We start from the raw sequence: 22,057 nt of genomic DNA, 5'->3' as shown, positions 1-22,057 counted from the left end.
AGCAATCTACTATTTTTTTAAATCCTGAAACTTTTCAAGATGCGAATAAATTAAGGCAATTGCCCTATAATACGTTTCAGGTATTATATCACCAACTTCAATTTCTGTATACAATCCGCGGGCCAGTGGACGGTTTTCTACAATAGGAACATTATTTTCCCTTGCCAACCGCTTGATTGTCTGAGCAACTTCGTCGGCACCCTTGGCATTGACCACTGGCGCGTCATTAACTTCCCTGTCCATTTTTAGTGCAACTGCAAAATGCGTAGGGTTTGTTACAACAACATCAGATTCGGCAACTGCCTTAGGTATATTCTGCTGTAAAAGCTGCTGCTGCATCTGGCGGAGGCGGCTCTTAACCTCAGGGTCTCCTTCCATTTCTTTATACTCTTCCTTCTGTTCCTGCTTTGTCATCTTCATTTCTTCCATAAAATCGCGCTTCTGAACAAAGTAGTCAGGAATAGAAATTATAAGAAAGAGAATAGAAACGATAATCAGAAGCTGGGCTGCCATTTTTGCAACCTTTGCAAGAGCGCCAAAGGCATCGCCGTTTCCGATAATATCAATAATTACAAAAATATCTTTTCTGATGTAGATATAGGCAATAGTAACGATAATCGCAACTTTTCCTACCGATTTTGCAACGTTAAAAAGTCCCTTTCCCGAAAAAATCGTCTTTTTAAAATATTCTCCGAACTTTGGAACAATTTTAGAAAACTTTGGTTCAATCGGCTTAAGGCTGAAAACAAAACCGCGGGTCTGAATTATATTTCCAAGGATTCCGCCCACAACCCCGACAATAGAAACCGGCAGCATGCATTTTACAACCGTAGTCATAAAATAAGCGACCATAGAATAAGTTCCCATTTCCCCCGTTCCGGTTCTGCTGAAAAAATAAATAAAGGCAGTAATAATCTGATTTAAAAGCCATTTTGAAAGAAAAATCAAAGTAAGTACGCTTAAAAGAAGCACAAGGGCACCACTGACTTCGCTGCTCTTGGCAACACGACCTTCTTTTCGGGCTTTTTCAAGTTTGTATTCCGACGGTTCTTCGGTTCTTCCCTCGTCTTCTGCAGCCATTAGTTAATTCCTCCGCCGCTAATCTCTGTAAGGAGATTCTGAATCTGAGTAAAACCGCCGGTAAAAGAGCGGACAAAAAAATCTATAAGGTTTGGCATAATTGTAGCAATTACAAAATAAGCCACTAAAATCATAATCGGAAAACCTTCAGAAAGAAGGTTCATCTGAGGAGCAGCCTTTGTTAAAAGACCAGTACAGATTGTAATTAAAAAAAGAGTTCCCATAACAGGAAGAGCGATAATCAAAGCGTCGGCAAAAAGTTTTGTAAGACCTGCAAGTAAAAATCTTGCAATCGGTTCATGGGAAGTAACGATACTGAATGCGGTAAGAGTCTTAAAACTTGAAACAAGGCCGCCTAAAAAAAGACGCTGAAAAAACTTTGTCTGCAAAAATACCAGCATGGCAACCAGGTTAAAGAACTGTCCCATAAGAGGGTTTTCAACCTGGCTCATGGCATCATAAGAAGAGGCTGCAGAAAGTCCCATCTGAAAACCCATAAACTGACCGGCAGAAGAAAAGGCTGCAAAAATGATGGAAACATAAAAGCCCATCAGAATACCAAGAAGAACTTCTCCCACAATCAGAAGGAAATACTCCATGCTGAAAACCTGGTCAGAAGTAATCAGTGAATCGTAAAAGGAAAAATCAAGTGTGCTGTAAATAAAAAAAGAAATATAGCCTGCAAGTGCCACCTTGGACATTCGAGAAGCAGCCCTCATAGAAAAAAGCGGCAGGGTTACGATAAGGCTCATAACCCTTGCAAAAATCAGGAGATAAACTGGTGCATTTGAAAGAATTTCGTTTAACATCAGTCCTAAAAGCTCCTTTTATTTTGCAAAATCCGGAATACGATTAAATAAAAGAACGGTGTACTGACCTAAAGAAGTAAAAGCTACGCCACCCAAAAGAGCAATTACAAGAATAATTACTACAAATTTTGGAAGAAATGTAAGTGTCTGTTCCTGAATTGAAGTTGCAGCCTGAAAAATAGCTACAATAAGACCAACTATAAGGGCAAGTCCCAAAACCGGCAGAATCATCTGCAAAATCTGAACAACGGCCCCGCGCATCAAAACATTTACTTCACCTGCTGACATTTTACTTTACCTCACAATAAGTTTCCCGGCCTGATCCGCTAATGCAGTACCGAAACAAAAAGCTGCTGTGTTAGTAAGCCCCAGCCGTCTACAAGAACAAAGAGAATCAGCTTAAACGGCATGGAAATCTGAACCGGCGGCAGCATCATCATACCCATTGCCATCAAAATACTGGCAACGACCATATCTACAATAATAAATGGAATATACAAAAGTACACCAATCTTAAAAGCTACAGAAAGTTCGTGAAGAATATAAGACGGAATAAGAATGTAAGTAGGAACATCAGCAGGTGTATCAGGTTTTTCAAGATGGGCCATATTCATAAACATGCTGATGTATGAGGTATCTTTTTCCATCTGAATAAACNTAAACTCTCGGATTGGAGTTTCTGCCTGAGTAAAAGCCTCTTCTATTCCTATAGTTCCATCACTCATTGGTTTATAGGCGTTATTATAAATGCGGCTTAAAGTCGGCCACATAACAAAAATTGTCATAAAAAAAGCAATTCCGTTTAAAACTGAAGTCGGAGGAACCTGCTGAAGGGAAAGTGCACGTTTAATAAAGTCCAGAACGATTGAAAAACGCAGAAAGCAGGTTGTAAGAATTAAAATGCTTGGCGCAAGAGTTAAAAGAGTAAGTAAAACCAGAAGGCGGACAGAAAATGCAACTTCCCGGCCTGATCTTGGTTCGGTAATCTGCACGGCAACATTTGGAACTACAGGCTGTCTGGCATCATTACGAAGTTCAGTCCGTCCCTGCGTGCTCCCCTGAGGAAAATTTCTGTTTTGAGTCCCCTGATTTGTTACAGTCTGAGAAAATGCCGGTGTAACAGAAGAGAAAATTACTAATAAGGAAAGAATAATTCTAAGACTCTTCATTATTTTCTCCATTTTCACTCTTATTACGGCTAAAAATCTGATCAACCTGATTTTCTGTATCGCTGAATACATTCTTTACCTTACCTTTTTTGGCAAGGAACATATCCATAACATCAGTAAAATTCAAAGGTTTTTTAGTATTCTGGGTCTGGTCGGCGCGAAGGTTCATTGCATTAATCATCTGGGCGGTCTGCTCGTCTGATTTTGAATCAATTTCGCCAAGAAGGGTAATTCCGTCTTCGGTAACTCCTATTACATAGGCACGGTCAACAAGTGTGATTACTTCTACACTTTTACCAGGAGCAATATTTATGTAAGCAGCCCGTCTTAAAAACTCATCATCGGTTTTAACAACGTTTGTCTTATTTTTAATAAACCATAAAAGTCCGTAAATAAGGGCAATTACAAAGGCCAGCACAAAAACCATGCGGATAAAAAGTCCAATTCCGCTTCCATTCTGATTCCGAACTTGAGCGGGTGCATTAGCTGAAGGAGAATTATTAAAATAGTTAGTATTATTTTCAAAAGAAGAAAGTTCTGTCTGAACAGAAGAATCTGCCTGTTCAGAACTTTGTGAATAAAAATTAAAGCAGACCGCAGTCAGCAAAACTGCAGTCATAAGAAGTTTTTTAAATGTCATACCCACCCTGTGAGAGACCGCTGGCAGTCTCTCTTCAATTTATTAACTGTTTTCCCCAAAACAGTCATTTATTTTTAGTTCAATTCGTTAACGCGCTCCTGAGGAGAAAGAATTTCAGTTACACGAACACCGAAGTTTTCATCAATAACTACAACTTCTCCCTTGGCAATTGCCTTATGGTTTACAAGGATATCAACCGGTTCACCGGCAAGCTTATCAAGCTCGATGATTGTACCTTCACCCATTCCAAGAATATCTTTAATGGATTTTTTAGTACGTCCAAGTTCTACGGTCATTTCCATGAATACGTCCATGATAAGACCGATATTACCCTGTTCACCACCTGCTACACCGTTCTGAAGATTAGGGAACTGGAGCTGCTGAACATTAGGAACGTTCATTCCCATATTCATACCCATATTAGGCATCATACCACCCATAGGCATTCCCATACCCATATTCGGCATTCCGCCCATCTGCATACCGCCCATAGGCTGCTGCATTCCCATTCCCATGTTCATGCCCATATTTGGCATTGCGCCCATCTGAGCACCACCCGGCATTCCGCCAGCCATACCGCCCATTGCAGCAGCGCCCATATCAACAGCTCCAATTGGAGCAGGTTCTTCTTTTCCACCGCCTAAAGCATTTGTCATGCCTTCAGCAGCATCTCCGCCGATACATTCCCACAAGGTAAAGGCTTCACTTTCAAGAGTAATAGGATAGCTTGCAAGAACAAAATCCCCCTGAGGGAACATGATTACAGCTTTTGAGTCATTTACAGTTTCTGGAGTTGCGTTTGCAAGTCCGCTAGCCTTTCCTGTTGCATCAAGAATGTTAATTTCTGCAGCAATATGAGTAGCAACAAACTCACTTACTACAGACAAGACCATATCATCAACTTCTGCAGCAGCTTCTCCGCCAACAAGGGCAAAAAGCTTAAGGGCAAACTCAGGAGACATGATATAAAGGTGATTTCCCTTAATTCCTGCTGTATAGTCAGCATTTACTCCAACTACCACTTCAGGGATTTTTGAAAGCACGATATCACGGTTAGCCTGTTCAACATAAGGTTTATCTACCTTAAAGGTTGCGCCAGTGTATTTATTAATATTTTCCTCAGTCTTAGGCTGCAAATCATCAGCCATTTTCTGAAGAGTAGGAATATCAAAATGATGAGTTGGGTCGTTTCCTACGTGACCAGAAGCATTTAATCCGTCCACTGAAACGCCTGATAACAAAGCGTCAATTTCATCCTGTGAGATAGCACCATCACTCATAAGTTTCGTCTCCTTCTACTGAAAGCTCTTCAAAATCGTCTGATTCCTGGTTTTCCATTTTTCCTGTAATTTGAACAGCCATTTTTTTACCGACAACACCCGGCTGGCAGTAAAATTTCTTTTTGTTTCCAACGCTGAGCGTCAAAGGGTCACCAACTTTGATAGTAGAAAGACGCACAACGTCACCTACCCGCAGGCTAAGCACATCACGGATAGGAAGATTTATAGTTCCGATGTCTGCAACGACATCCATATTTACATCTGTAAGCTGCTGCTTAATAGTTCCAAGATACTGTGTAGTAGAGTTCTTGCGGACTGAAGAGAACCAGAACTGAGAAGACAGCTTTGAAATAATAGGTTCAAGAACAAGGTAAGGAATACAGAAGTTCATCATTCCTTCCTCATCACCGACCTTTGTTTCAAGTGTAATAAGCACGACCATTTCAGTAGGAGGTACAATCTGCGCAAACTGAGGGTTTGTTTCAATCTGGGCAAAACGAGGGCGCAAGTCGATTACCTGAGTCCATGCTTCACGAATGTTAGCAAGAATACGAACGATTACACCTTCCATTACTTCCTGTTCAATATCAGTAAGGTCGCGGTTTTTATTACCACCACCAGAAATTGCTCCTCGTCCACCAAAAAGACGGTCAATCATACAGAAAGTGATTGCAGGGTCAATTTCCAAAACGGCGTTTCCCTTAAGAGGGTCCATATTGATTACGGCAAGAGTTGTAGGAGTCGGGATAGAACGAATAAACTCCTCATATGTAAGCTGATCTACCGACGCTACGTGAACGTGAACCAGAGAACGAAGCTGTGCAGACAAAGAAGTAGTTGTTAAACGCGCAAAAGTTTCGTGCATATTCGAAACTGTACGCAACTGCTCCTTTGAGAATTTATCAGGACGCTTAAAATCGTAAATCTTAATTTTGCGGGCACTATTAACCGGCTTAAAGTCATCAACTTCGGAATCACCCGAACTGATGGCAGTAAGAAGCTGGTCAATTTCGTCCTGTGACAGAACCTCGTTCATTCACAATCCACCTTTTTTAATTCTGTTCTATAACGTCTTTCGACTGGAACACAACATCTCTTATTTTAGAAGAACTTAAGATTTTATCATTAATGCCGTTCTTAAGTTCATTTTCCAATGCATCTTCGTTGTTAGGATTTCTAAGTTCCGCAGCAGTTTTGCTGCTGAAATAGCGGCGCAAAAATGCCTTTAATTCAACGTTACGCTGTGTAATTTCTGTTGATGTTGCCTTATCATCTTTTTTATATGCAAGTGCCACATCCACACGAACGGTTGCAGGAGGATCATCACAGGTTGAAGTCTGGATAATTCCCAAAGAAGTATACCAGTCAAAAATTTCACGCTGACCAGATACATATTCCTCTGAAGATGGGATTGCAGTTATAGAAGAAGTATTTTTGCTTGCAATTTTAACTGTAATTACAACAACTACAACAATTACAATAATTGCAGCAAGACCGATTATAATCCATTTTAAAAGGCCTGAAACTAAACCTCCCAGGCCGCCTTTCTTCTCTGAAGATGATGAAGATGCTTCTCCACCGTCATCCAGATTGATATCGTCGTTATCTGCCATTTCCCCTCCAGCAAATCTCTATATATAGTAACATTAAAAATGTCCCTCGTCTAGAATAATTATATCTACACGTCTGTTATAGGCACGCCCTTCAGCAGTTTCATTAGAAAACTTAGGACGAGTATCCGCGTAACCAGCAACAGAAAAACTGTTCTCGTTTACTCCATAATCGGCCAAATAATGCAGAACATTAATACTTCTTTGAGCCGAAAGCTCCCAGTTACTTGTAAATTCCGAACCAAAAGGAACAGGAGTATTATCTGTATGTCCTTCTATTCTGTAGCGGCGGTTTGCAACTTCAGGAGACTTAAAAAAGTCTGCAAGACGAAGCAAAGTATCGCGGGTTTCTTCTATATTTAAAACCGCGCTTCCCTCTTCAAAAAAGTTATCAGAAAGAAGAGTGATGATAAGGCCGCGTTCATCACTTGTAATTGTAATTCTGCTTGATTTAATATCCGGCGCAAAAAGGCTTACTGCCTTCTTTTTAGCAAGACCTAAAGAACGTCCCTTTTCCAGAGAAGGCAGGGAGTTAATCATATTACCAAGATCGGAAAGTTTACCAGAAGACAAGGAAAGACCGCCCGAAACTGATTCAGTTTCGTTCATCTGCAGGTTCTGAGTAATTGTTGCTAAAGTAGTGATATCGATTTCTGACGGATCATAAAGCATTACGAAGAAGCAGAGCATCAGTGTAATCATATCACCGTAGGTACCTTGCCAGGCAGCCGACGGTTTTTCAGGTTCCTTCGATTTTCCCATTTTATCCCCTGATTAGTCTTTCAATACATCAGCTTCAATTGCTTTTCTTGTTACAGGATCAAGATAAGTAAGAAGTTTCTGAGCCATAATACGAGGGTTTTCACCAGCCTGAATTGCAAGTACCCCTTCAATTACCATTTCTTTTGCACGCATTTCCTGCTGGTTGTGGGCAAGAAGTTTTGTAGAGAAGGGAGTAATAAGCCAGTTGGCAAGCATGGAACCGTAAAGTGTTGTAATCAAAGCAACCGCCATGTTAGGACCGAGGGATGACTTATCTTCAAGGTTATTCAACATACCAATAAGACCTACTACAGTACCCATCATACCAAAACCAGGAGCAAATCCGGCCCAGGCGTTGATAAGTCCTACCCAGTACATATGACGTGCTTCACACTGGTTCATTTCGTTTTCCATAACTGCACGAATAATATTACCATCAGTACCATCTACTACAAGACGGAGTCCCATTTTCATAAACTGGTCTTCCAGATCATCAAGTCCGTCTTCAAGGGCAAGAATACCTTCACGGCGGGCTTTTTCCGAAAGTGCCTGCATATTGATTACGATATTTTTTTCACCAAAATCAGGAACTTTAAAGGCACGTCCCATGATTTTGAAAAGAGCCAGAATGTTTTTTAAAGGAGCGGCAATGAACATGGCGAAATAAGAACCGCCGATTGTCATGGCTGCAGAAGGAATATCGATAATACCTCCCAAAGTACCACCAGAAGTAACAACCGACATGACGATCATTACAGCACCACCAACAATACCAATTATAGTAGCTATATCCATTACAACACCTCTTGCCAGCTAGAACCGACTTTTTTACGGTATGAGATAATTTTATCGATGATTTCTTGGGGAGAATTCTTTACGATGAGTTTTTTTCCCGATAACATTGTTAATGTTAAATCAGGATTAGTTTCCATACTTTCTATCATGTGTGGATTTACCCAGTAACTTTTCCCATCCAAACGCATAACTTCAATCATACTTTTTAATTTTCGGAATTTTTCTTTTCCTACATAATCTAAAATTATAATCTTTTTTTTCTATATTTCAACCTCTTATTTTTTACATTTTTAGATACGATTAACAAAAATTTATTACACATTTTACTGTTATCTTACTATAATCTTTATTATGAGTGATATGAGCAAACTTCCATACGTGTATGTAATTGAAGATGAAGAATCAATTTCGCAGTTGATCTGCCTTTATCTTTCAAAATCAGAAATTGGCACTAAAGCTTTTTACAACGCAGAGGATGCACTTGCCAATTTTGACAAAGACCGCAAACCAGATTTGATTATTCTTGACTTGAACCTTCCTGGAATGAGCGGCTTTGATTTCTTAAATGAACTTAGCAAACGATTTACAGAAGCAGAAAAACCTTCTGTAATGATTCTTTCAGCACGTGATGCTGATGAAGATATGATTAAAGGCCTTGGACTTGGAGCTGATGAGTTTGTAACAAAACCTTTCTCACCAAGTGTTCTGGTTGCCCGCGTAAATGCAAATCTCCGCCGCCAGATTTCAGCTTCAGCAAAAGCAGAAGATTCAATCCGCTTTGATGACTTTACCCTTCTTTTGAACTCATGTGTTTTGAAAAAAGGAAGCCAGAAGATTCCTCTTTCTTCAAAGGAATACGAAGTACTTGAATACATTGTAAAAAATGCAGGAAAGACCCTTATTCCTGAACAGATTTATCAGGCTGTATGGAAGGTAGACTTCGGCGATATTACTGCCGTTGCAGTTTACATTCAGCGCCTGCGCAAAAAGCTTCACACAGAAGGCTCTGATAAGGAATACATTAAAACAGTATTTGGAAAAGGCTACGTATTCAATCCAGACTGCATAATTAAGTAAGACATTACAGGCCGGATTACAGGCGGTATATATGACTCTAAAGAAACAATTAAATCTTCTTGCTGCAATTATCATCGCAATTCCGGTTTTATGCGTTCTATTCATTAATGTAAACAATTATCTTCATTCTAAAAGTCATTACACGACAACTGATGAAGCTTCCTTCAGAGTGTTTAAAAAGCATGAGCAGGAAGCTTTTCCCCAGAATAATCAGGAAAAAATCTCTGAAAGCTTTAACTTTTTACCACCGGAAATGGACTCCTTTTTATTCGACAAAACAGGAAAAGTTATAATTTCAACAATAAAAGGAATACCGGCTGGAACAAAACTGAATAATTCAAATATGGTACCCTTTCTTCAGTCTGCAAGCAGTCAATACATCTATCAGTTTACCAGCCATACTTTTGATGATGAAAGATACATTCTTGTAACCCGTTTCCCCAAAAAAGAGCCCCCTGAAAGAAAGGCAAGAGATTTTTTACTGCCTCTTTTAATCATAATCGGAACTCTTGTTACAATAAGCGTCATAATACTATTTGAAATTTCACGCAACATGTTCCGTTCAATCATAAACATTCAGAAGCAGATGAGCCAGATTGCAGACGGAAACCTTGATGTTGAAATTATCAGCGATGCAAAAATAAAAACAAATGAAATCACTTCAATTTCAAACAGCCTTGAAACCATGAGACAGGCACTTGTAAGTGCTCAAAACCGTAAATATAAATTCATCATGGGTATAAGTCATGATTTAAGAACTCCTATTGCCATAATCAAGGGCTATACAGAAGCTATAATTGACGGGGTAATCAAAGGAAAAGATGAGCGAATCAAAGCAATTGAACTTATAAAGTCAAAATCAACTCATCTTGAAAACATGATTAACACCCTTATTAACTTTGTAAAACTCGAAAACAGTGATATAAGAAAAACCCTTACTCCACAGCCTATTGTAAAACTCATAAGACATATTGCAGACGATGCAGAAAGTACAATCAGCGTATTCAACAGAAAGCTTACAAGTAACATAAATCTTCCAAACGAATATATAATTCCTTATGATGAGCAGCTGGTAAACCGGGTTTTTGAAAACCTTATCGGAAATGCTCTGAGATACACAGAAGAAGGCGATGAAATAAAAATCTGCGCAGAAGAAATAAAAGATGCAATTACTGTAAAAATCTGTGATACAGGAATTGGAATCAGCGAATCTGACCTTGCAAATATTTTTGATCTCTTCTACAGGGCTTCTAATTCCCGCCGCGAAGAAGGAATGGGAATTGGACTTTCGGTTGTTAAAAACATCATTGAAACTCACGGCTGGAAAATTGACGTCGAATCCGAAAAAGGGAAAGGAAGCTGCTTTACAATTACTATTCCCCTTCCAAAAGAGACAAAAGTTCAACAATAAAGCGGTTTAAATAAATTATTCCGCTCTTTCCAAGGGTAAAAGAAAAATCCCCCTTCTCTCCGTCTCCCCCGTAATTTACCTGACATAAGTTTTTTTTCTGCCATTTTAGGGCTAACTCTTTAACACTCTCAGAAAAAGAGGCTTTCTTTCCAAAAGAAAGCTTAAAAGCACCTTCACTTACCCCGCTGATTTTCCTTAGCCCCATCATAAAAAACTCAATTACCGAAGTTTTTGTGTCTATTTTTTCATCAAGGCTGCAGTTAAGAGGTCCTTTTATATATTCAGCGATGTCAGTTTTATTTGTATAACGAAAGGCACTTCCATCAGAAAAGTACAAAGTACCTGTAGCCCCGCTTCCAGCCCCTATATAACTTTTATGATTCCAGTAACATAAATTATGAAGGCTTTCAAAGCCAGGCTTAGAAAAATTCGAAACTTCATACTGTAAATAGCCCTTACTTTCCAGAAAGTCGCGGCCTATAAGCCAGAGACTGTCAGAAAACTCAAAATCATAATCGAGTTTATTCTGATTTAAAAGCTTTCCAAAAGGAGTTTCCTCTTCAAAAGTAAGGGAATACATGGAAATATGATCTGGATTATAGGAAATAGCTTTTTCAAGCCCAGACAAAAAGGATTCCTGGCTTTCAAAAGGAAGCCCGCAGATTAAATCCACAGAAAAGCGTTTTTTCCAGAACTGTTTTATCAGCTTGAGGGCATTTTCATTTTTAAGGCTGTCTGCCCGGCGCCTTGAAAAATTAAGAGCCTTATCACAAAAAGACTGAATGCCGACAGAAATACGGTTAATTCCGCAATTTTCAAGAGCCTGTAAAAGTTCTTTTGTAATATCATCAGGATTTAATTCAATTGTAAACTCACAGGAAGCATCCAGAAAGGCAGATTTTTTTACCGTATCTGATATTTTTCCAAGCTGTTCACAGGATAAAAGACTTGGAGTTCCCCCTCCAACATAAACAGAAGTCCACTTCTCAACACCAGCCGCCTCTGCCCGCTCCCTTATTTCAGCACACAAGGCCTCTACATAAGCATCAGAAACAGCAGAATTACCGCCAAGACTGAAAAAATCACAGTAATGGCATTTTGAAATACAGAAAGGAATATGAATGTAAAGAGCAGGTTCAGAAACCTTCATTACAAAAAGAACCTAAAAGAGACGGAACTTATTAAATGGAAAATAGCACAAAAAAACTTTTCCACGCACGTTTTCAAGTTTTACAGGACCGTAAAGGCGGGAATCATCACTTGATTTTCTGTTATCTCCAAGGACAAAGTATTCATTGTCAGCAAGAAGGATTTCATCAAAAGAACCTTTTACACCAAGATAAGAATCCCACTCCGGAGGAGCTGTAAAAAAGGTAACATTGTAGGGATTTTTTGCAATTTCAAATTCTGTAAGATAATACTTTCCGTCAGCCGGTTTTACGTACAAAACATAATCGCGCATGTAAATTCTGTCACCAGGAAGACCTACAACACGACGAAGCTGACTGTTTGTTCCAGGAAAATTATTTTTTTCAAAAAGAGAAATCTGCTGTCCGGTAAAAAAGCGTACAAACATATCTGAAAGACGCTGAAATTTTGTAAGCTGCAGACTTTTTCTTGCTTTCAAAAGAACAATATCACCACGTTCCAGTTTTTTAGAACAGGGAGAAACCATTACAAGAGAATTTTCTTCAATATCAGGAATCATAGAAACTGAAGTCTGATGAACAGGAAAAAATACATAGGCAAGAATAAGATTCAGAATTACAAATAAAAAAACTGCATTAAAAATTGTAAAAAATATGCGTTTATTGGTCTGAACTTTATGGGAATAAGAATAATGCAATAATTTATCGTTCATGATTGCCTCAGAAAATCTTTTTAAATAAAAATATCACATATAAAGTGCTTTTACAACCAACTGATTTAATTATATAATTTCATATTATGGCTGATGAAAGAAAATATATTGCTGACAACAGAAAAGCCCGATTTGATTACTTTGTAGAAGAAACTTATGAGTGCGGACTTGAGCTTGTAGGAACCGAAGTTAAATCAGTAAAAAACGGAAATATTTCATTTCCTGATTCTTTTGCCGAAATTATAGATAATGAAGTTTGGCTTAAAAACTTTCATATATCGGAATATGTGTATTCTTCAATTTTTAACCACGATCCGGACAGACCAAAAAAGCTTCTTTTACACAAAGAAGAAATCAAGCGTCTGACCCGCAAGGTTGAAGAAAAGGGATTTACACTGATTCCGCTGAATTTTTACCTTGTAAAGGGCCGAGTAAAAGTAACACTGGGAGTCTGCAAGGGTAAAAAGCAGTTTGACAAGCGGGCAAGCATTAAAGACCGTGATGTAAAACGTGATATTCAGCGGGAGTTTTCGGAAAGATTAAGAGGATAGAATTAACCGGGGACAGAATTTGCAGAAAAAATTAAAAAAGTTCAAATTCTTTTTCATTTTTCTCATTTTAACAGGCTTTACAGCTTTCTTCTGTTCTGGTCAGGAATTTGAAATAGATTACTGCGGTATTTTTTCTGATGATCTTGATATGAATATGGCAAAGCTGACCAGCGACCTTTATTATACTCAGCTTTCAGAAATTCAAGGCTTTTCTGTTACCGACAGAAGAGCTGAATTCACCTTTAAAGAATACGACAATCTTGATAAGACAGCCTTTACCCCCCAGAAAAAAACTTTCTTTGCAGAAATAAACAAGAAAGATGATTCTGATAAATGGATTACAGTTTTTCACATTGTTTACGAAAGCTCTGAAGTTACCAGAACAAAAGAATACGATTCCTTTTATAAAATCCTTATGGAACCAAAGGATAATTTAAAAACTTCCCTAAGTGATTTGATTACTAAGGGGGGAGATGCTCCTGACGACACATCTTCAAAACAAAAGGAAGCCTTACCTCCTTCAAAAACTGCAGTTTCAACTGAGTTCCTTTCCGGCACCTGGAAGGCAGAAAACGGACTTAATAAGGTTGTAATTATGAGGGGTGGCCGAGGCTTTGTGATTTTCAACAATGGTGCCAGCATGAATATCATAATTAAGCTGGATGAAAGTTCCGGAAAGAAAATAACCATTACACAAAATCAAAAATCAAATGCTTCATATTTCCCAGAACTTTCGCGACAGGAAGCACTGGAACATGCCGTAAATGCAGCTCCTATTGAATGGACTCTTACTGCAAGTGATTCAAACACCCTTACAGGACAGAAACACACCCTCATTTCAGAAGCAGGAAATGTAAGTTATGCCGACATTCCCGTTACCTGGACAAGAATAAACTAGATTTTTAAGGCTCCCTGGCGGAGCACCTTTACCTGCCCGTCAGCAAGACTTACAATTGTAGAAGGCACGGCATTTTTTTTATCACCGTCAAGAACTATTAAATCAACGTCTTTTTCAAATTCACTTACAATTGCTTCTTCGCTATCTAAAACAGGAAAACCGCTTCTGTTTACGCTTGTAGAATAAAGAGGTGCTCCCGCCTGGGCTATAATTTTTCTAAGCCATTCATCTCCAGGACATCGGAAGGCAATGGTTTTAAGTCCGTCTCTTTTTTCATTTTTATTGTTTACGATTATTGTAAGAGGCCCCGGCCAGTAAGAAAGAAGATTTTCCGGGATTTTATCATCAGTATGCTTTTTGATATCTTCAGGGCTTGCAATCAGCTGGATAAAAGGCTTTGTTTCTGCCCTTCCCTTTATTGCTTTAATTTTTGAATCGCCGTCAAGAGGATTTCCGGGAAGAACAAGGCCGGAAAAGCCATAAACGGTATCAGTCGGGATTATTACAATACTTCCCTTTTTAAGTGCATTAATACAAAGTTCAGAAGAGTTTTTATCAGATTTGTTTAAAATCATATACAGGAATTCCTTTAATCATAGGGGAACGTTCTTTTTTAAGGGAGATTTTACCATTACTTACATCAAAAAGGAACATTACTCCAAGACAAAGGATTGTAATAAAAACACTGATGATTTTACAAGCATCTTCAGAAAGAAAATCTGGATCTTCATGACGAAGAAGGCTTCCTGTATCATATAAGGTAGTCTGAGCAGGCTTTAAGCCGGTAATTTTTACAAGCTTTTCGCCGTCACTTACATAATCAAGTTTACGTGCATAAGCAGAAATAACAGCCTTATCATTCTGCAGGGCTGAATATTCAAGAGTCAATTCTGTATTTATATTTTGAATTTCACTTGTCCGTTTGCTCAGAAGTATTTTCTGCTCTTCAAGCTGTTTATAACAGCGCATTCCATTCTGGCCAAAGCAGAGAGACAAACAAACATAGATAGCTGTTCCAACAAAAATTGAGAACAAGTATTTTGCACATTTCATTTGTTAAAATATCGGCAGGCAATAGTAATTTCTACAAGGATTTTTGCAGAGAGAATATAAAAAATTATTATTAGAACTTAATAACAATTTGTGATATAATAGTAAGGCTATCAAAATTTCTATATATAAAGGATTTATAAATCGTTATGGAAGAAAAAAAATTCAAACCTTTTATTCCTGCCGATAGAATTCTTCCGGAAATCACTCCGGTTTCTATTGTGCTTGGAATCCTTCTTGCAGTACTTTTTGGTGCTGCAAACGCATACCTGGGACTTCGCGTAGGTATGACAATTTCAGCTTCAATTCCAGCTGCCGTAATCTCAATGGGAATTATCAGAATCATTATGAAGCGTGATTCTATCCTTGAGAACAATATGGTTCAGACTATCGGTTCAGCAGGAGAATCACTGGCTGCAGGAGCAATCTTTACACTTCCTGCTTTGTTCATGTGGGCAAAAGAAAGCAACGCTATTTCTAAGCCTTCATTCTGGGTAATTGCTACAGTTTCTCTTTGTGCCGCAATTCTTGGTCTTATTTTCATGGTTCCACTCCGTTCTGCCCTTATTGTAGAAGAACACGGTGTGCTTCCATTCCCAGAAGGAACTGCCTGTGCAGAAGTTCTTCTTGCAGGTGAAGAAGGCGGAGAAAAATCTAAGCTTGTATTCTCAGGGCTTGGAATTTCTACTCTCTATAAATTTATTGCTGACGGAATTAAACTTTTCCCTTCAGAAATTGACTGGAGCATTAAATCAATTGGTTCAGGCTTTGGTGCAGACATTCTTCCATCTCTTGCAGGTGTTGGATTTATCTGCGGAAAGAAAATTTCTGCCTACCTTTTTGCCGGTGGTATTTTAGGCTGGTTCGTTGCAATTCCATTAATCAATCTTTTTGGCGGCACAATTCAGATTGCACCGGCAAAGGTTCCTGTAAATGAACTTGGTGTATGGGGTGTATGGAGTAACTACATCCGTTATGTTGGTGCCGGAGCCGTAGCAACTGGTGGTATTATCAGCCTTATCAAATCACTTCCTACAATCATTAAGACTTTCAAAAAAGCTGTAGGCGGCTTTGGTCACAAGGAAGCTACTGAAGAACGCACAAACCGCGATCTTTCAACAAAATTCCTTCTTATTCTTGCACTTATTATTGTAGTTGTAATCTGGCTGCTTCCAGCTATTCCTGTAGGATTGCTTGGTGCCCTTATCATCGTGCTTTTCGGATTCTTCTTTGCAACTGTTTCAAGCCGCATGGTTGGTATTGTAGGTTCTTCAAATAACCCTGTATCTGGAATGACAATTGCAACCTTGATTATTGCAACTGCCCTTCTTAAGTCTACTGGACACACAGGTGTTGCAGGAATGATTTCTGCAATCTGTATCGGAACAATCATCTGTATCATCGCTTGTATGGCAGGTGATATTTCTCAGGACCTTAAGACTGGTTACATTGTAGGTGCAACACCAAAAAATCAGCAGATTGGTGAACTTATTGGTTCTGTTGCCGCAGCCCTCGCTATCGGCGGAATCATGTTCCTTCTTGATAAGGCATGGGGCTTCGGTTCAAAAGAACTTCCTGCTCCACAGGCTACTTTGATGAAGCTTGTAGTAGAAGGCGTTATGGGCGGAAACCTTCCATGGGGTCTTGTAATTACAGGTGCAGGAATCGGTATCGCAATTGAAGTAATCGGTATTCCAGTTCTTCCAGTTGCAGTTGGACTTTACCTTCCAATCCACCTTTCAACACCAATCTTTATCGGTGGTCTTTTGCGCGCATGGTTCGACAAAAAAGGCGAAGCTGGAAAAGAAGCCGGCGAAAACGGAGTTCTCTTCGGTTCAGGTCTTATTGCCGGTGAAGGTCTCATGGGTATCATCCTTGCATTGCTTGCAATAATTCCTGTTTCTAAGGGAGTATCTGTACTTTCTACAATTGATATGGGCGGAAAGCTTGGAAATGCAGGAGGACTTATCTTCTTTATTGCTTTGATGGCCCTCTTCTACGTATTCTCTAAGAAGAAAATTAAGAAATAAATCTGATGAAGCAGAAAACTAAAAAACTTTCTGCGAATTACATGGATCTGGTCTTTATTCAAAATAAAGACCGTCCGTGGACTCAGAAAGAAAACGGTATTGTTGAAATCAAAATGGAAAACAAGGGTTTCTTCAATACCATTGCACAAAAATTTTTCAAACGTCCTCGATTCAGTAACATTGCTCTTGATACTTACGGCAGTAAGTTGTGGCTTTGCATCGACGGAAATAACACAGTTTCTGACATACTGAAAAAAAATGGAAGAAGCCTTTCCTTCAGAAAAAGACACTATGCTCAAAAGAATCGTACAGTTTTTAACTACACTGGAAGTTCATTCTTTTATAAAGCGCCTTAAATAAAGCTTACAGAAGTAAAAGCCGGCTAAACTTTTTAACAATTTTTTTTATCCAATTCAAAATTTATGTGATATAATAGAATAACTTATATTTCTCTATTTTTTTTAAGCGTTTCTACCGATAATTAAATAGCGGAATTTATACTCTATAAGGGGAAAAATATGAGTAAATCAGATGAAAATACTAACGAATTAGAAAGTTACGGCGTTTGGGTAAAAAATAACTCACAGCAGCCAGAAGATATTACAGATACAAATACAGAAAATACCTCAGATGATATGTTAGACATTCCAGAATTTGATGATTCCGATTTTTCAGACATGTTTAAAAATGAGAGTGTTGAAGAGCCAAAGGTAGAAGAAAGCTCTTCTGATACTTTCGCCGAAGACGAAGATTCAACACTTACTGCTGATGAACTTATGAATATTGCAAACACAACTCAGGTTGAAGAAGAAGCAGATGAATCTATGATGTTTGCTAATGGTGAAGAAATTTCAAATGATAACGGAACAGATGAAGTAGTATTACATGATTTCCCCGAAGATGCTGCTTTTGAAAATGCTGACACAGAAAGTGATACAGAAATCGACAGTCTTGAAGTTGGAGAAATAGAAGAACCTGTTTTTGATGAAGCATCAATTGAAGAAAATTTTGACGAACCTTCAGAAACAGAAGAGACTTCTCCTGCGGAAGAAGCTTCTGTTACAGAAGAAAGTGTTTTTGAAGAGCCTGCAATTGAAGACATGGTTAATACATCTTCAGATGTAGATATTTCAGAATTTGGAAGCATTGCAAATGAAGAAACTTCCCCTTCTTCACCAAGCGATGAAATTGAAATTCATACAGAAGACGGTAATTCAGATCTTGAATTTGAAGAAATCAGTTTTGATTCTATAGATGAACCAGTAGCTGAAAGTTCAGAACCAGAAGCTCCTAGAGTTCAGCTTGAACCTGGAGAAGAGGAAATCTCTCTTGATGACTTCCTTGAAGACGGTTTCTCTGATGATTCAGTCGCAAGCGGAAACAATGGCTACGAGCCAGGAAAAGAACCAGGTGCCGCAGCAAATACAGAAAGCCCTTCTGCCCCACTTGATTCTGGAAATTCAGAAGAAATCTCTCTTGATGACTTTATTGACACAAGTGATTTTGGAGTTGAAGTTCAGGAAACTCCGTCCCCTGCAGAAGAAACAATTGAAGACGAACCTGTTCTTGATATGGATCTTTCTTTTGATGATTCTGCAGATACAATTGAAACTGAAGATAATAAAATTGAAGATGATTTTTCTGATTTCACAGCTGATGATTCAGAAGAATTTGAATCAGATACAACAGAAGAAACAAGTTCTACCTCTGATACAGATGAACCATATGTTGCAGACACCTCTAATGTTTCAACAGAGGAAGTAGACCTTTCTGACTTTGGAATTGATTCTGATGCAGAAGAAACTCCTGTAACACAGAATGTTGAAGAGAAAAAGGCTTCGGATGCTGTTGTTGACTACGATCTTTCTATAGGTGATGAAGATACCCTTTCTTCGGCTCCTGTAATCAATGAAATTAAAACTGAAGAGGAAGCAGCAGAAGATACAGCGGCTACAGAAACTGCAGCTGCACCACAGCAGACTATTGCACAGCCGGATCCTGCAACAACAAGCATTTTGCAGCAGATTATGGCTGAGCTTACCGGTCTTAAAAATGATATCAACAACCTTAAATCTGAAATTGATGAAGTTAAGGAAAGAGAAGCAAACGCTGTAAAAGAAGAAGCAAGTGCACCAGTATTTGAAGAAGCGTCAGTAATTGAAAATGAAGCTCCTGTGATTGAAGAAACTGCTGTAACTGAAAATGAAACTCCGGCAACTGAAAAAACAGCTGTAGAAGAAAACGGAACTCAAGTATTTGAAGAACCGGTTGTAGAGGAAAACCAGGCACCTGTTTTTGAAGAAGCAACTGTGACAGAAAATGAAGCTCCGGTAATTGAAGAAACAGCCGTAGAAGAAAGCGAAGCTCCAGTAACTGAAGAGCCTGTTGTAACTGAAAATGAAGCGCCTGTCGTTGATGAAGCAGAAATTACCCTGGAAGACACATCAGTTTTTGAAGGACTAGATGATACAGAAACAGAAGAACCTGTTATTGAAGAAACTTCTGATAATGAAGGCGGATTCTTCTCTGATGATGAAGATGATACCATTTCACTTTCAGCAGATGAACTGACACAGATTCCAATTGACAGTGAATCAATTGTTGAAGCCGAGTCTGAAACAGTTGAAGACGAAGCCCCTGCCACTGCAGAAGAAAATCTTGAACTTCCACAGGAAGAAGAAAATGTAGCTTCGGACAACAGCGGCTTCTTTACTGATGATGGTGATGAAACAATTGCTCTTTCAGGTGATGAACTTGCAAACATCATGACAACAACAGAGGTAACAGAAGAAGTTCCAGCAGAAAGCAGTTCAGACGTAACAGAAGAAGTTGCGGAAGAAGCTGTAACAGACTTTTCTGAAGAAGCTGTAACAGACTTTTCTGAAGAAGCTATAACAGAAGAACCTGTTCTGGATGATACAGAAGAAACTGAAGAAACAGAAGTTTCTGAAGATCTCTCTTTTGATTTTGATGACAAGAACCTTGAAGAGCCTGATATCAACAATATCCAGCTTGACGAAGAAAATGAAGCAGAAACAGAGCTTCCAGATGAAATTTCAATTCCAAAAGACGAGGAAATCTTTGTTGAGTCAAACCAGACAGACTTTATGGATTCTGTAAATACAAGTGCAGAAGAAAATACTGCTGAAGTTGAAGAAAACGAGACTGCAGTGGAAGCTGTAAGCCAGCCAGTTAGCGAAGCTGAAAATGAAGCAGTTACTGAAGCTGATAACGAACCTGTTTTTGAAACAACAGAAACAATCTTCAATGATACAGATTCTGATACAAGTGCAGAAAATACAGTACAGTTTGATTCTCCAGATACCTTGTTTGAAGAGCATTTTGATACAACAGAAACTCTTCTTTCTGACCTCGAAAAGGTTGATGTCGTTGAAACAAAAACAGAAGAGACTGCTGACCAGCCTTCTTTTGATACAATTGACAATATTATCGAAGAACCAGCAGGACCTGTAGAAGAAGAAACTTCTGTAACAGAAGCTGAAGTTTCTTCACAAGATGAAGATATTCCTACAGTTGATAAACTTCTTTCTCAGCCTCCTCTAGAAGAAGAGCCTGCCGAAATTTCTACAGAGTTTGCGGAAGTAGACAATCTTGATACAAATATTTCAAAGGACAATATTGATTATCTTAATGCTGATAAGGAAAATGCCATTCAGCAGGATAGTCTTTATACTTCTGAAAAAACAACTAATGATGATCTGAAACGCGACATTAAATCTGTTTTGCTTTACATGGATCAGCTTCTTGAAAACCTTCCGGAAGAAAAAATCATGGAATTCGCAAAATCTGATGAGTTTGTTACATACAAAAAGTTATTCTCTGAATTGGGATTGTCTTAATCATGGACTTAACTTCTCAAAACTCAGGACTTTTGCGTAAAATAGAATCATTACAGAATTTTAAGCAGGGTAATTCATATTTCAATTTCATTAAAAACAATGAAATTGAAATATTTTCCGAATTCTCTTTTTATTCAGATTTCTTCTTCTGCAAAAACTCTTACGGACTTGACGGTAAATCAATTTTACTTTCTGACTCTACAAAAGCCTTTTGGGACGGTCTTACGCCTGTTTTAGGAAGGATTTACAATTTTTCTAAAGAGGACGCAAGTCTTACCCAGCTTTTGCAGTTTTTCTCTTTTAATATTAAAGATAAAATTAATCATGTCAGCATTTGCAGACTTACAGAAGACTCTTTGATTTTTATCTGCAACAAAAATCTGACTTCTTCCCTTATTCAGGAATATAAATCTATATCTCTAATTCAAAATTACACAAAACTAATTCCAGAAAACAAAAATTATATGCTTTCTGTAGATTTTTCTGAAAGCATAGAAGATTTTTGCGCAAAAAATATCAAAGACGACAGCGATGTACGTGATATATTTGAAAATGCACTTACCCAGGAAGTCTTAAACCGAATGACCTTTTATTTCTCTTCTCCTTCGGCAGTTTCAAAAAGTTCAAAAACCGCTGTAAACGTAATTTTTTCAACAAAGTCTGTATTTGTGCCAGAACTTTTACATAGTCATCTGGTAAAGTTATTAAAAAACGTCTTTGATGACAGTGCAGAATTAATAGGCCTGAACTTTTTAGGACAGGCACAATCTGATATTGCTGCAAGAGAGTTTTTGAAGGTGATTTAATTGAATTTTGAATATTTAGATTCAAAAGACAGAGTTAAGACTGTAAAAGTAAACTCTCTTTTCCTTCATTCAGCATATTCTCCAGTAAAAGAAGCTCAAAGATTTTGCAATAATTTAAAATGCCCTTTTACCCCCTCTTCTATTTTAATTACAGAACCAGGCTTATCCTATTGTTTACCCTTTTTAAGACAAAGTTTTCCGGGAATAAAAATCGGGGCAATCAGATATACAGATGAATTTGATCAATATAATTCTGACTTTGATTATATTATAAAAACAAGTAAAGACAGCAATCTGAAAAACCTTCTTCTTCAGAAATTTACAGAAGATAATTTATTTTCAGTTTTTTTTATTTCATGGCCAGCCTC

The 22,057-nt window shown here is 38.3% G+C and carries 23 protein-coding genes and 1 pseudogene; 9 read left to right on the top strand and 15 right to left on the bottom strand.

From position 1 onward, the window contains the following. Window positions 1-9 precede the first annotated feature (9 nt). The 11 genes from flhB to MSI_RS09150 form a co-directional block, all read right to left on the bottom strand. Window positions 10-1,080, bottom strand: coding sequence for a flagellar biosynthesis protein FlhB (flhB, locus tag MSI_RS09200; RefSeq protein WP_009106095.1), 1,071 nt, complete (start codon window positions 1,078-1,080; stop codon window positions 10-12). Continuing rightward, window positions 1,080-1,889, bottom strand: a complete 810-nt coding sequence (fliR, locus tag MSI_RS09195) for a flagellar biosynthetic protein FliR (protein ID WP_009106092.1) — start codon at window positions 1,887-1,889, stop codon at window positions 1,080-1,082. Before fliR ends, flhB begins: the two co-directional genes overlap by 1 nt. Before the next feature lie 18 nt (window positions 1,890-1,907). Then, window positions 1,908-2,177, bottom strand: coding sequence for a flagellar biosynthesis protein FliQ (gene fliQ, locus MSI_RS09190; RefSeq protein ID WP_009106090.1), 270 nt, complete (start codon window positions 2,175-2,177; stop codon window positions 1,908-1,910). 38 nt (window positions 2,178-2,215) lie between these two features. Then, window positions 2,216-3,058 carry a flagellar type III secretion system pore protein FliP gene (fliP, locus tag MSI_RS09185; RefSeq protein WP_009106089.1) on the bottom strand — a complete coding sequence of 281 codons (843 nt, stop codon included), beginning with the start codon at window positions 3,056-3,058 and terminating at the stop codon, window positions 2,216-2,218. Next, entirely contained in the window at window positions 3,045-3,698 is a 654-nt protein-coding gene (locus MSI_RS09180; RefSeq protein ID WP_009106088.1) for a flagellar biosynthetic protein FliO, read from the bottom strand. The genes fliP and MSI_RS09180 overlap by 14 nt, the downstream gene beginning before the upstream one ends. 74 nt (window positions 3,699-3,772) lie before the next feature. Continuing rightward, window positions 3,773-4,978, bottom strand: coding sequence for a flagellar motor switch protein FliN (gene fliN / locus MSI_RS09175; protein WP_009106087.1), 1,206 nt, complete (start codon window positions 4,976-4,978; stop codon window positions 3,773-3,775). Beyond that, entirely contained in the window at window positions 4,971-6,014 is a 1,044-nt protein-coding gene (gene fliM, locus MSI_RS09170) for a flagellar motor switch protein FliM (protein ID WP_009106086.1), read from the bottom strand. Before fliM ends, fliN begins: the two co-directional genes overlap by 8 nt. Before the next feature lie 16 nt (window positions 6,015-6,030). Then, window positions 6,031-6,591, bottom strand: coding sequence for a flagellar basal body-associated FliL family protein (locus MSI_RS09165; RefSeq protein ID WP_009106084.1), 561 nt, complete (start codon window positions 6,589-6,591; stop codon window positions 6,031-6,033). A 33-nt stretch (window positions 6,592-6,624) separates the two neighbouring features. After that, window positions 6,625-7,350 (bottom strand): flagellar motor protein MotB, encoded by a 726-nt coding sequence (gene motB, locus MSI_RS09160; protein ID WP_009106082.1) that lies wholly within the window; start codon window positions 7,348-7,350, stop codon window positions 6,625-6,627. A gap of 12 nt (window positions 7,351-7,362) precedes the next feature. Then, window positions 7,363-8,145, bottom strand: a complete 783-nt coding sequence (locus MSI_RS09155) for a motility protein A (protein WP_009106081.1) — start codon at window positions 8,143-8,145, stop codon at window positions 7,363-7,365. Continuing rightward, the gene (locus tag MSI_RS09150) at window positions 8,145-8,345 is read right to left on the bottom strand and encodes a flagellar FlbD family protein (protein ID WP_009106079.1); all 201 of its coding nucleotides are present in this window, start codon (window positions 8,343-8,345) and stop codon (window positions 8,145-8,147) included. The genes MSI_RS09155 and MSI_RS09150 overlap by 1 nt, the downstream gene beginning before the upstream one ends. Before the next feature lie 151 nt (window positions 8,346-8,496). Here MSI_RS09150 and MSI_RS09145 point away from each other — a divergent pair, with 151 nt between their 5' ends. Both MSI_RS09145 and MSI_RS09140 read left to right on the top strand, forming a co-directional pair. Beyond that, a complete protein-coding gene (locus tag MSI_RS09145; RefSeq protein ID WP_009106077.1) occupies window positions 8,497-9,222 on the top strand; it encodes a response regulator transcription factor in 726 nt (241 codons plus the stop codon). 31 nt (window positions 9,223-9,253) lie between these two features. Then, window positions 9,254-10,633 (top strand): HAMP domain-containing sensor histidine kinase, encoded by a 1,380-nt coding sequence (locus MSI_RS09140; protein WP_009106075.1) that lies wholly within the window; start codon window positions 9,254-9,256, stop codon window positions 10,631-10,633. Here MSI_RS09140 and hemW read toward each other — a convergent pair. Together hemW and lepB are read right to left on the bottom strand one after the other, a co-directional pair. Next, window positions 10,596-11,783, bottom strand: coding sequence for a radical SAM family heme chaperone HemW (gene hemW, locus MSI_RS09135; RefSeq protein WP_009106073.1), 1,188 nt, complete (start codon window positions 11,781-11,783; stop codon window positions 10,596-10,598). The genes MSI_RS09140 and hemW overlap by 38 nt on opposite strands. A gap of 12 nt (window positions 11,784-11,795) precedes the next feature. Further along, window positions 11,796-12,494 (bottom strand): signal peptidase I, encoded by a 699-nt coding sequence (gene lepB / locus MSI_RS09130; RefSeq protein ID WP_009106070.1) that lies wholly within the window; start codon window positions 12,492-12,494, stop codon window positions 11,796-11,798. 86 nt (window positions 12,495-12,580) lie between these two features. Here lepB and smpB point away from each other — a divergent pair, with 86 nt between their 5' ends. Together smpB and MSI_RS09120 are read left to right on the top strand one after the other, a co-directional pair. Beyond that, window positions 12,581-13,045 (top strand): SsrA-binding protein SmpB, encoded by a 465-nt coding sequence (smpB, locus tag MSI_RS09125; RefSeq protein WP_009106068.1) that lies wholly within the window; start codon window positions 12,581-12,583, stop codon window positions 13,043-13,045. 19 nt (window positions 13,046-13,064) lie between these two features. Continuing rightward, window positions 13,065-13,943 carry a hypothetical protein gene (locus MSI_RS09120; RefSeq protein WP_009106065.1) on the top strand — a complete coding sequence of 293 codons (879 nt, stop codon included), beginning with the start codon at window positions 13,065-13,067 and terminating at the stop codon, window positions 13,941-13,943. On the opposite strand, the gene MSI_RS09115 is transcribed toward MSI_RS09120, so the two are convergent. Both MSI_RS09115 and MSI_RS09110 read right to left on the bottom strand, forming a co-directional pair. After that, window positions 13,940-14,518, bottom strand: a complete 579-nt coding sequence (locus MSI_RS09115; RefSeq protein WP_009106062.1) for an L-threonylcarbamoyladenylate synthase — start codon at window positions 14,516-14,518, stop codon at window positions 13,940-13,942. The two genes, MSI_RS09120 and MSI_RS09115, sit on opposite strands and share 4 nt — an antisense overlap. Beyond that, window positions 14,499-14,996: a septum formation initiator family protein gene (locus MSI_RS09110; protein ID WP_009106061.1), complete on the bottom strand. Its 498-nt coding sequence runs from the start codon at window positions 14,994-14,996 to the stop codon at window positions 14,499-14,501. The genes MSI_RS09115 and MSI_RS09110 overlap by 20 nt, the downstream gene beginning before the upstream one ends. 146 nt (window positions 14,997-15,142) lie before the next feature. On the opposite strand from MSI_RS09110, the gene MSI_RS09105 reads away from it, so the two are divergent. From MSI_RS09105 to MSI_RS09085, 5 genes and pseudogenes are all read left to right on the top strand, one after another. Next, window positions 15,143-17,023 carry an OPT family oligopeptide transporter gene (locus tag MSI_RS09105; RefSeq protein WP_009106059.1) on the top strand — a complete coding sequence of 627 codons (1,881 nt, stop codon included), beginning with the start codon at window positions 15,143-15,145 and terminating at the stop codon, window positions 17,021-17,023. Window positions 17,024-17,028: 5 nt separating this feature from the next. Next, window positions 17,029-17,379, top strand: a complete 351-nt coding sequence (locus tag MSI_RS09100) for a hypothetical protein (RefSeq protein ID WP_009106057.1) — start codon at window positions 17,029-17,031, stop codon at window positions 17,377-17,379. Window positions 17,380-17,541: 162 nt separating this feature from the next. Next, a complete protein-coding gene (locus MSI_RS09095) occupies window positions 17,542-20,883 on the top strand; it encodes a hypothetical protein (protein WP_009106055.1) in 3,342 nt (1,113 codons plus the stop codon). 2 nt (window positions 20,884-20,885) lie between these two features. After that, window positions 20,886-21,689 carry a hypothetical protein gene (locus MSI_RS09090; RefSeq protein ID WP_009106053.1) on the top strand — a complete coding sequence of 268 codons (804 nt, stop codon included), beginning with the start codon at window positions 20,886-20,888 and terminating at the stop codon, window positions 21,687-21,689. After that, window positions 21,690-22,057: pseudogene (locus tag MSI_RS09085) on the top strand (hypothetical protein); the annotation flags it as partial.

Origin of the sequence: Treponema sp. JC4, assembly GCF_000260795.1 — a bacterium.
GTDB lineage: Bacteria > Spirochaetota > Spirochaetia > Treponematales > Treponemataceae > Treponema_D.
This window is presented reverse-complemented; position numbering and strand designations above follow the sequence as displayed.

Excerpts from the sequence above, each read along its gene's own strand:
- flhB (WP_009106095.1), bottom strand. The coding sequence starts at position 1,080 with ATGGCTGCAGAAGACGAGGGAAGAACCGAAGAACCGTCGGAATACAAA.
- fliR (WP_009106092.1), bottom strand. The coding sequence starts at position 1,889 with ATGTTAAACGAAATTCTTTCAAATGCACCAGTTTATCTCCTGATTTTT.
- fliQ (WP_009106090.1), bottom strand. The coding sequence starts at position 2,177 with ATGTCAGCAGGTGAAGTAAATGTTTTGATGCGCGGGGCCGTTGTTCAG.
- MSI_RS09180 (WP_009106088.1), bottom strand. The coding sequence starts at position 3,698 with ATGACATTTAAAAAACTTCTTATGACTGCAGTTTTGCTGACTGCGGTC.
- fliN (WP_009106087.1), bottom strand. The coding sequence starts at position 4,978 with ATGAGTGATGGTGCTATCTCACAGGATGAAATTGACGCTTTGTTATCA.
- fliM (WP_009106086.1), bottom strand. The coding sequence starts at position 6,014 with ATGAACGAGGTTCTGTCACAGGACGAAATTGACCAGCTTCTTACTGCC.
- MSI_RS09165 (WP_009106084.1), bottom strand. The coding sequence starts at position 6,591 with ATGGCAGATAACGACGATATCAATCTGGATGACGGTGGAGAAGCATCT.
- motB (WP_009106082.1), bottom strand. The coding sequence starts at position 7,350 with ATGGGAAAATCGAAGGAACCTGAAAAACCGTCGGCTGCCTGGCAAGGT.
- MSI_RS09155 (WP_009106081.1), bottom strand. The coding sequence starts at position 8,145 with ATGGATATAGCTACTATAATTGGTATTGTTGGTGGTGCTGTAATGATC.
- MSI_RS09150 (WP_009106079.1), bottom strand. The coding sequence starts at position 8,345 with ATGATTGAAGTTATGCGTTTGGATGGGAAAAGTTACTGGGTAAATCCA.
- MSI_RS09145 (WP_009106077.1), top strand. The coding sequence starts at position 8,497 with ATGAGTGATATGAGCAAACTTCCATACGTGTATGTAATTGAAGATGAA.
- MSI_RS09140 (WP_009106075.1), top strand. The coding sequence starts at position 9,254 with ATGACTCTAAAGAAACAATTAAATCTTCTTGCTGCAATTATCATCGCA.
- hemW (WP_009106073.1), bottom strand. The coding sequence starts at position 11,783 with ATGAAGGTTTCTGAACCTGCTCTTTACATTCATATTCCTTTCTGTATT.
- lepB (WP_009106070.1), bottom strand. The coding sequence starts at position 12,494 with ATGAACGATAAATTATTGCATTATTCTTATTCCCATAAAGTTCAGACC.
- smpB (WP_009106068.1), top strand. The coding sequence starts at position 12,581 with ATGGCTGATGAAAGAAAATATATTGCTGACAACAGAAAAGCCCGATTT.
- MSI_RS09115 (WP_009106062.1), bottom strand. The coding sequence starts at position 14,518 with ATGATTTTAAACAAATCTGATAAAAACTCTTCTGAACTTTGTATTAAT.
- MSI_RS09110 (WP_009106061.1), bottom strand. The coding sequence starts at position 14,996 with ATGAAATGTGCAAAATACTTGTTCTCAATTTTTGTTGGAACAGCTATC.
- MSI_RS09105 (WP_009106059.1), top strand. The coding sequence starts at position 15,143 with ATGGAAGAAAAAAAATTCAAACCTTTTATTCCTGCCGATAGAATTCTT.
- MSI_RS09100 (WP_009106057.1), top strand. The coding sequence starts at position 17,029 with ATGAAGCAGAAAACTAAAAAACTTTCTGCGAATTACATGGATCTGGTC.
- MSI_RS09095 (WP_009106055.1), top strand. The coding sequence starts at position 17,542 with ATGAGTAAATCAGATGAAAATACTAACGAATTAGAAAGTTACGGCGTT.
- MSI_RS09090 (WP_009106053.1), top strand. The coding sequence starts at position 20,886 with ATGGACTTAACTTCTCAAAACTCAGGACTTTTGCGTAAAATAGAATCA.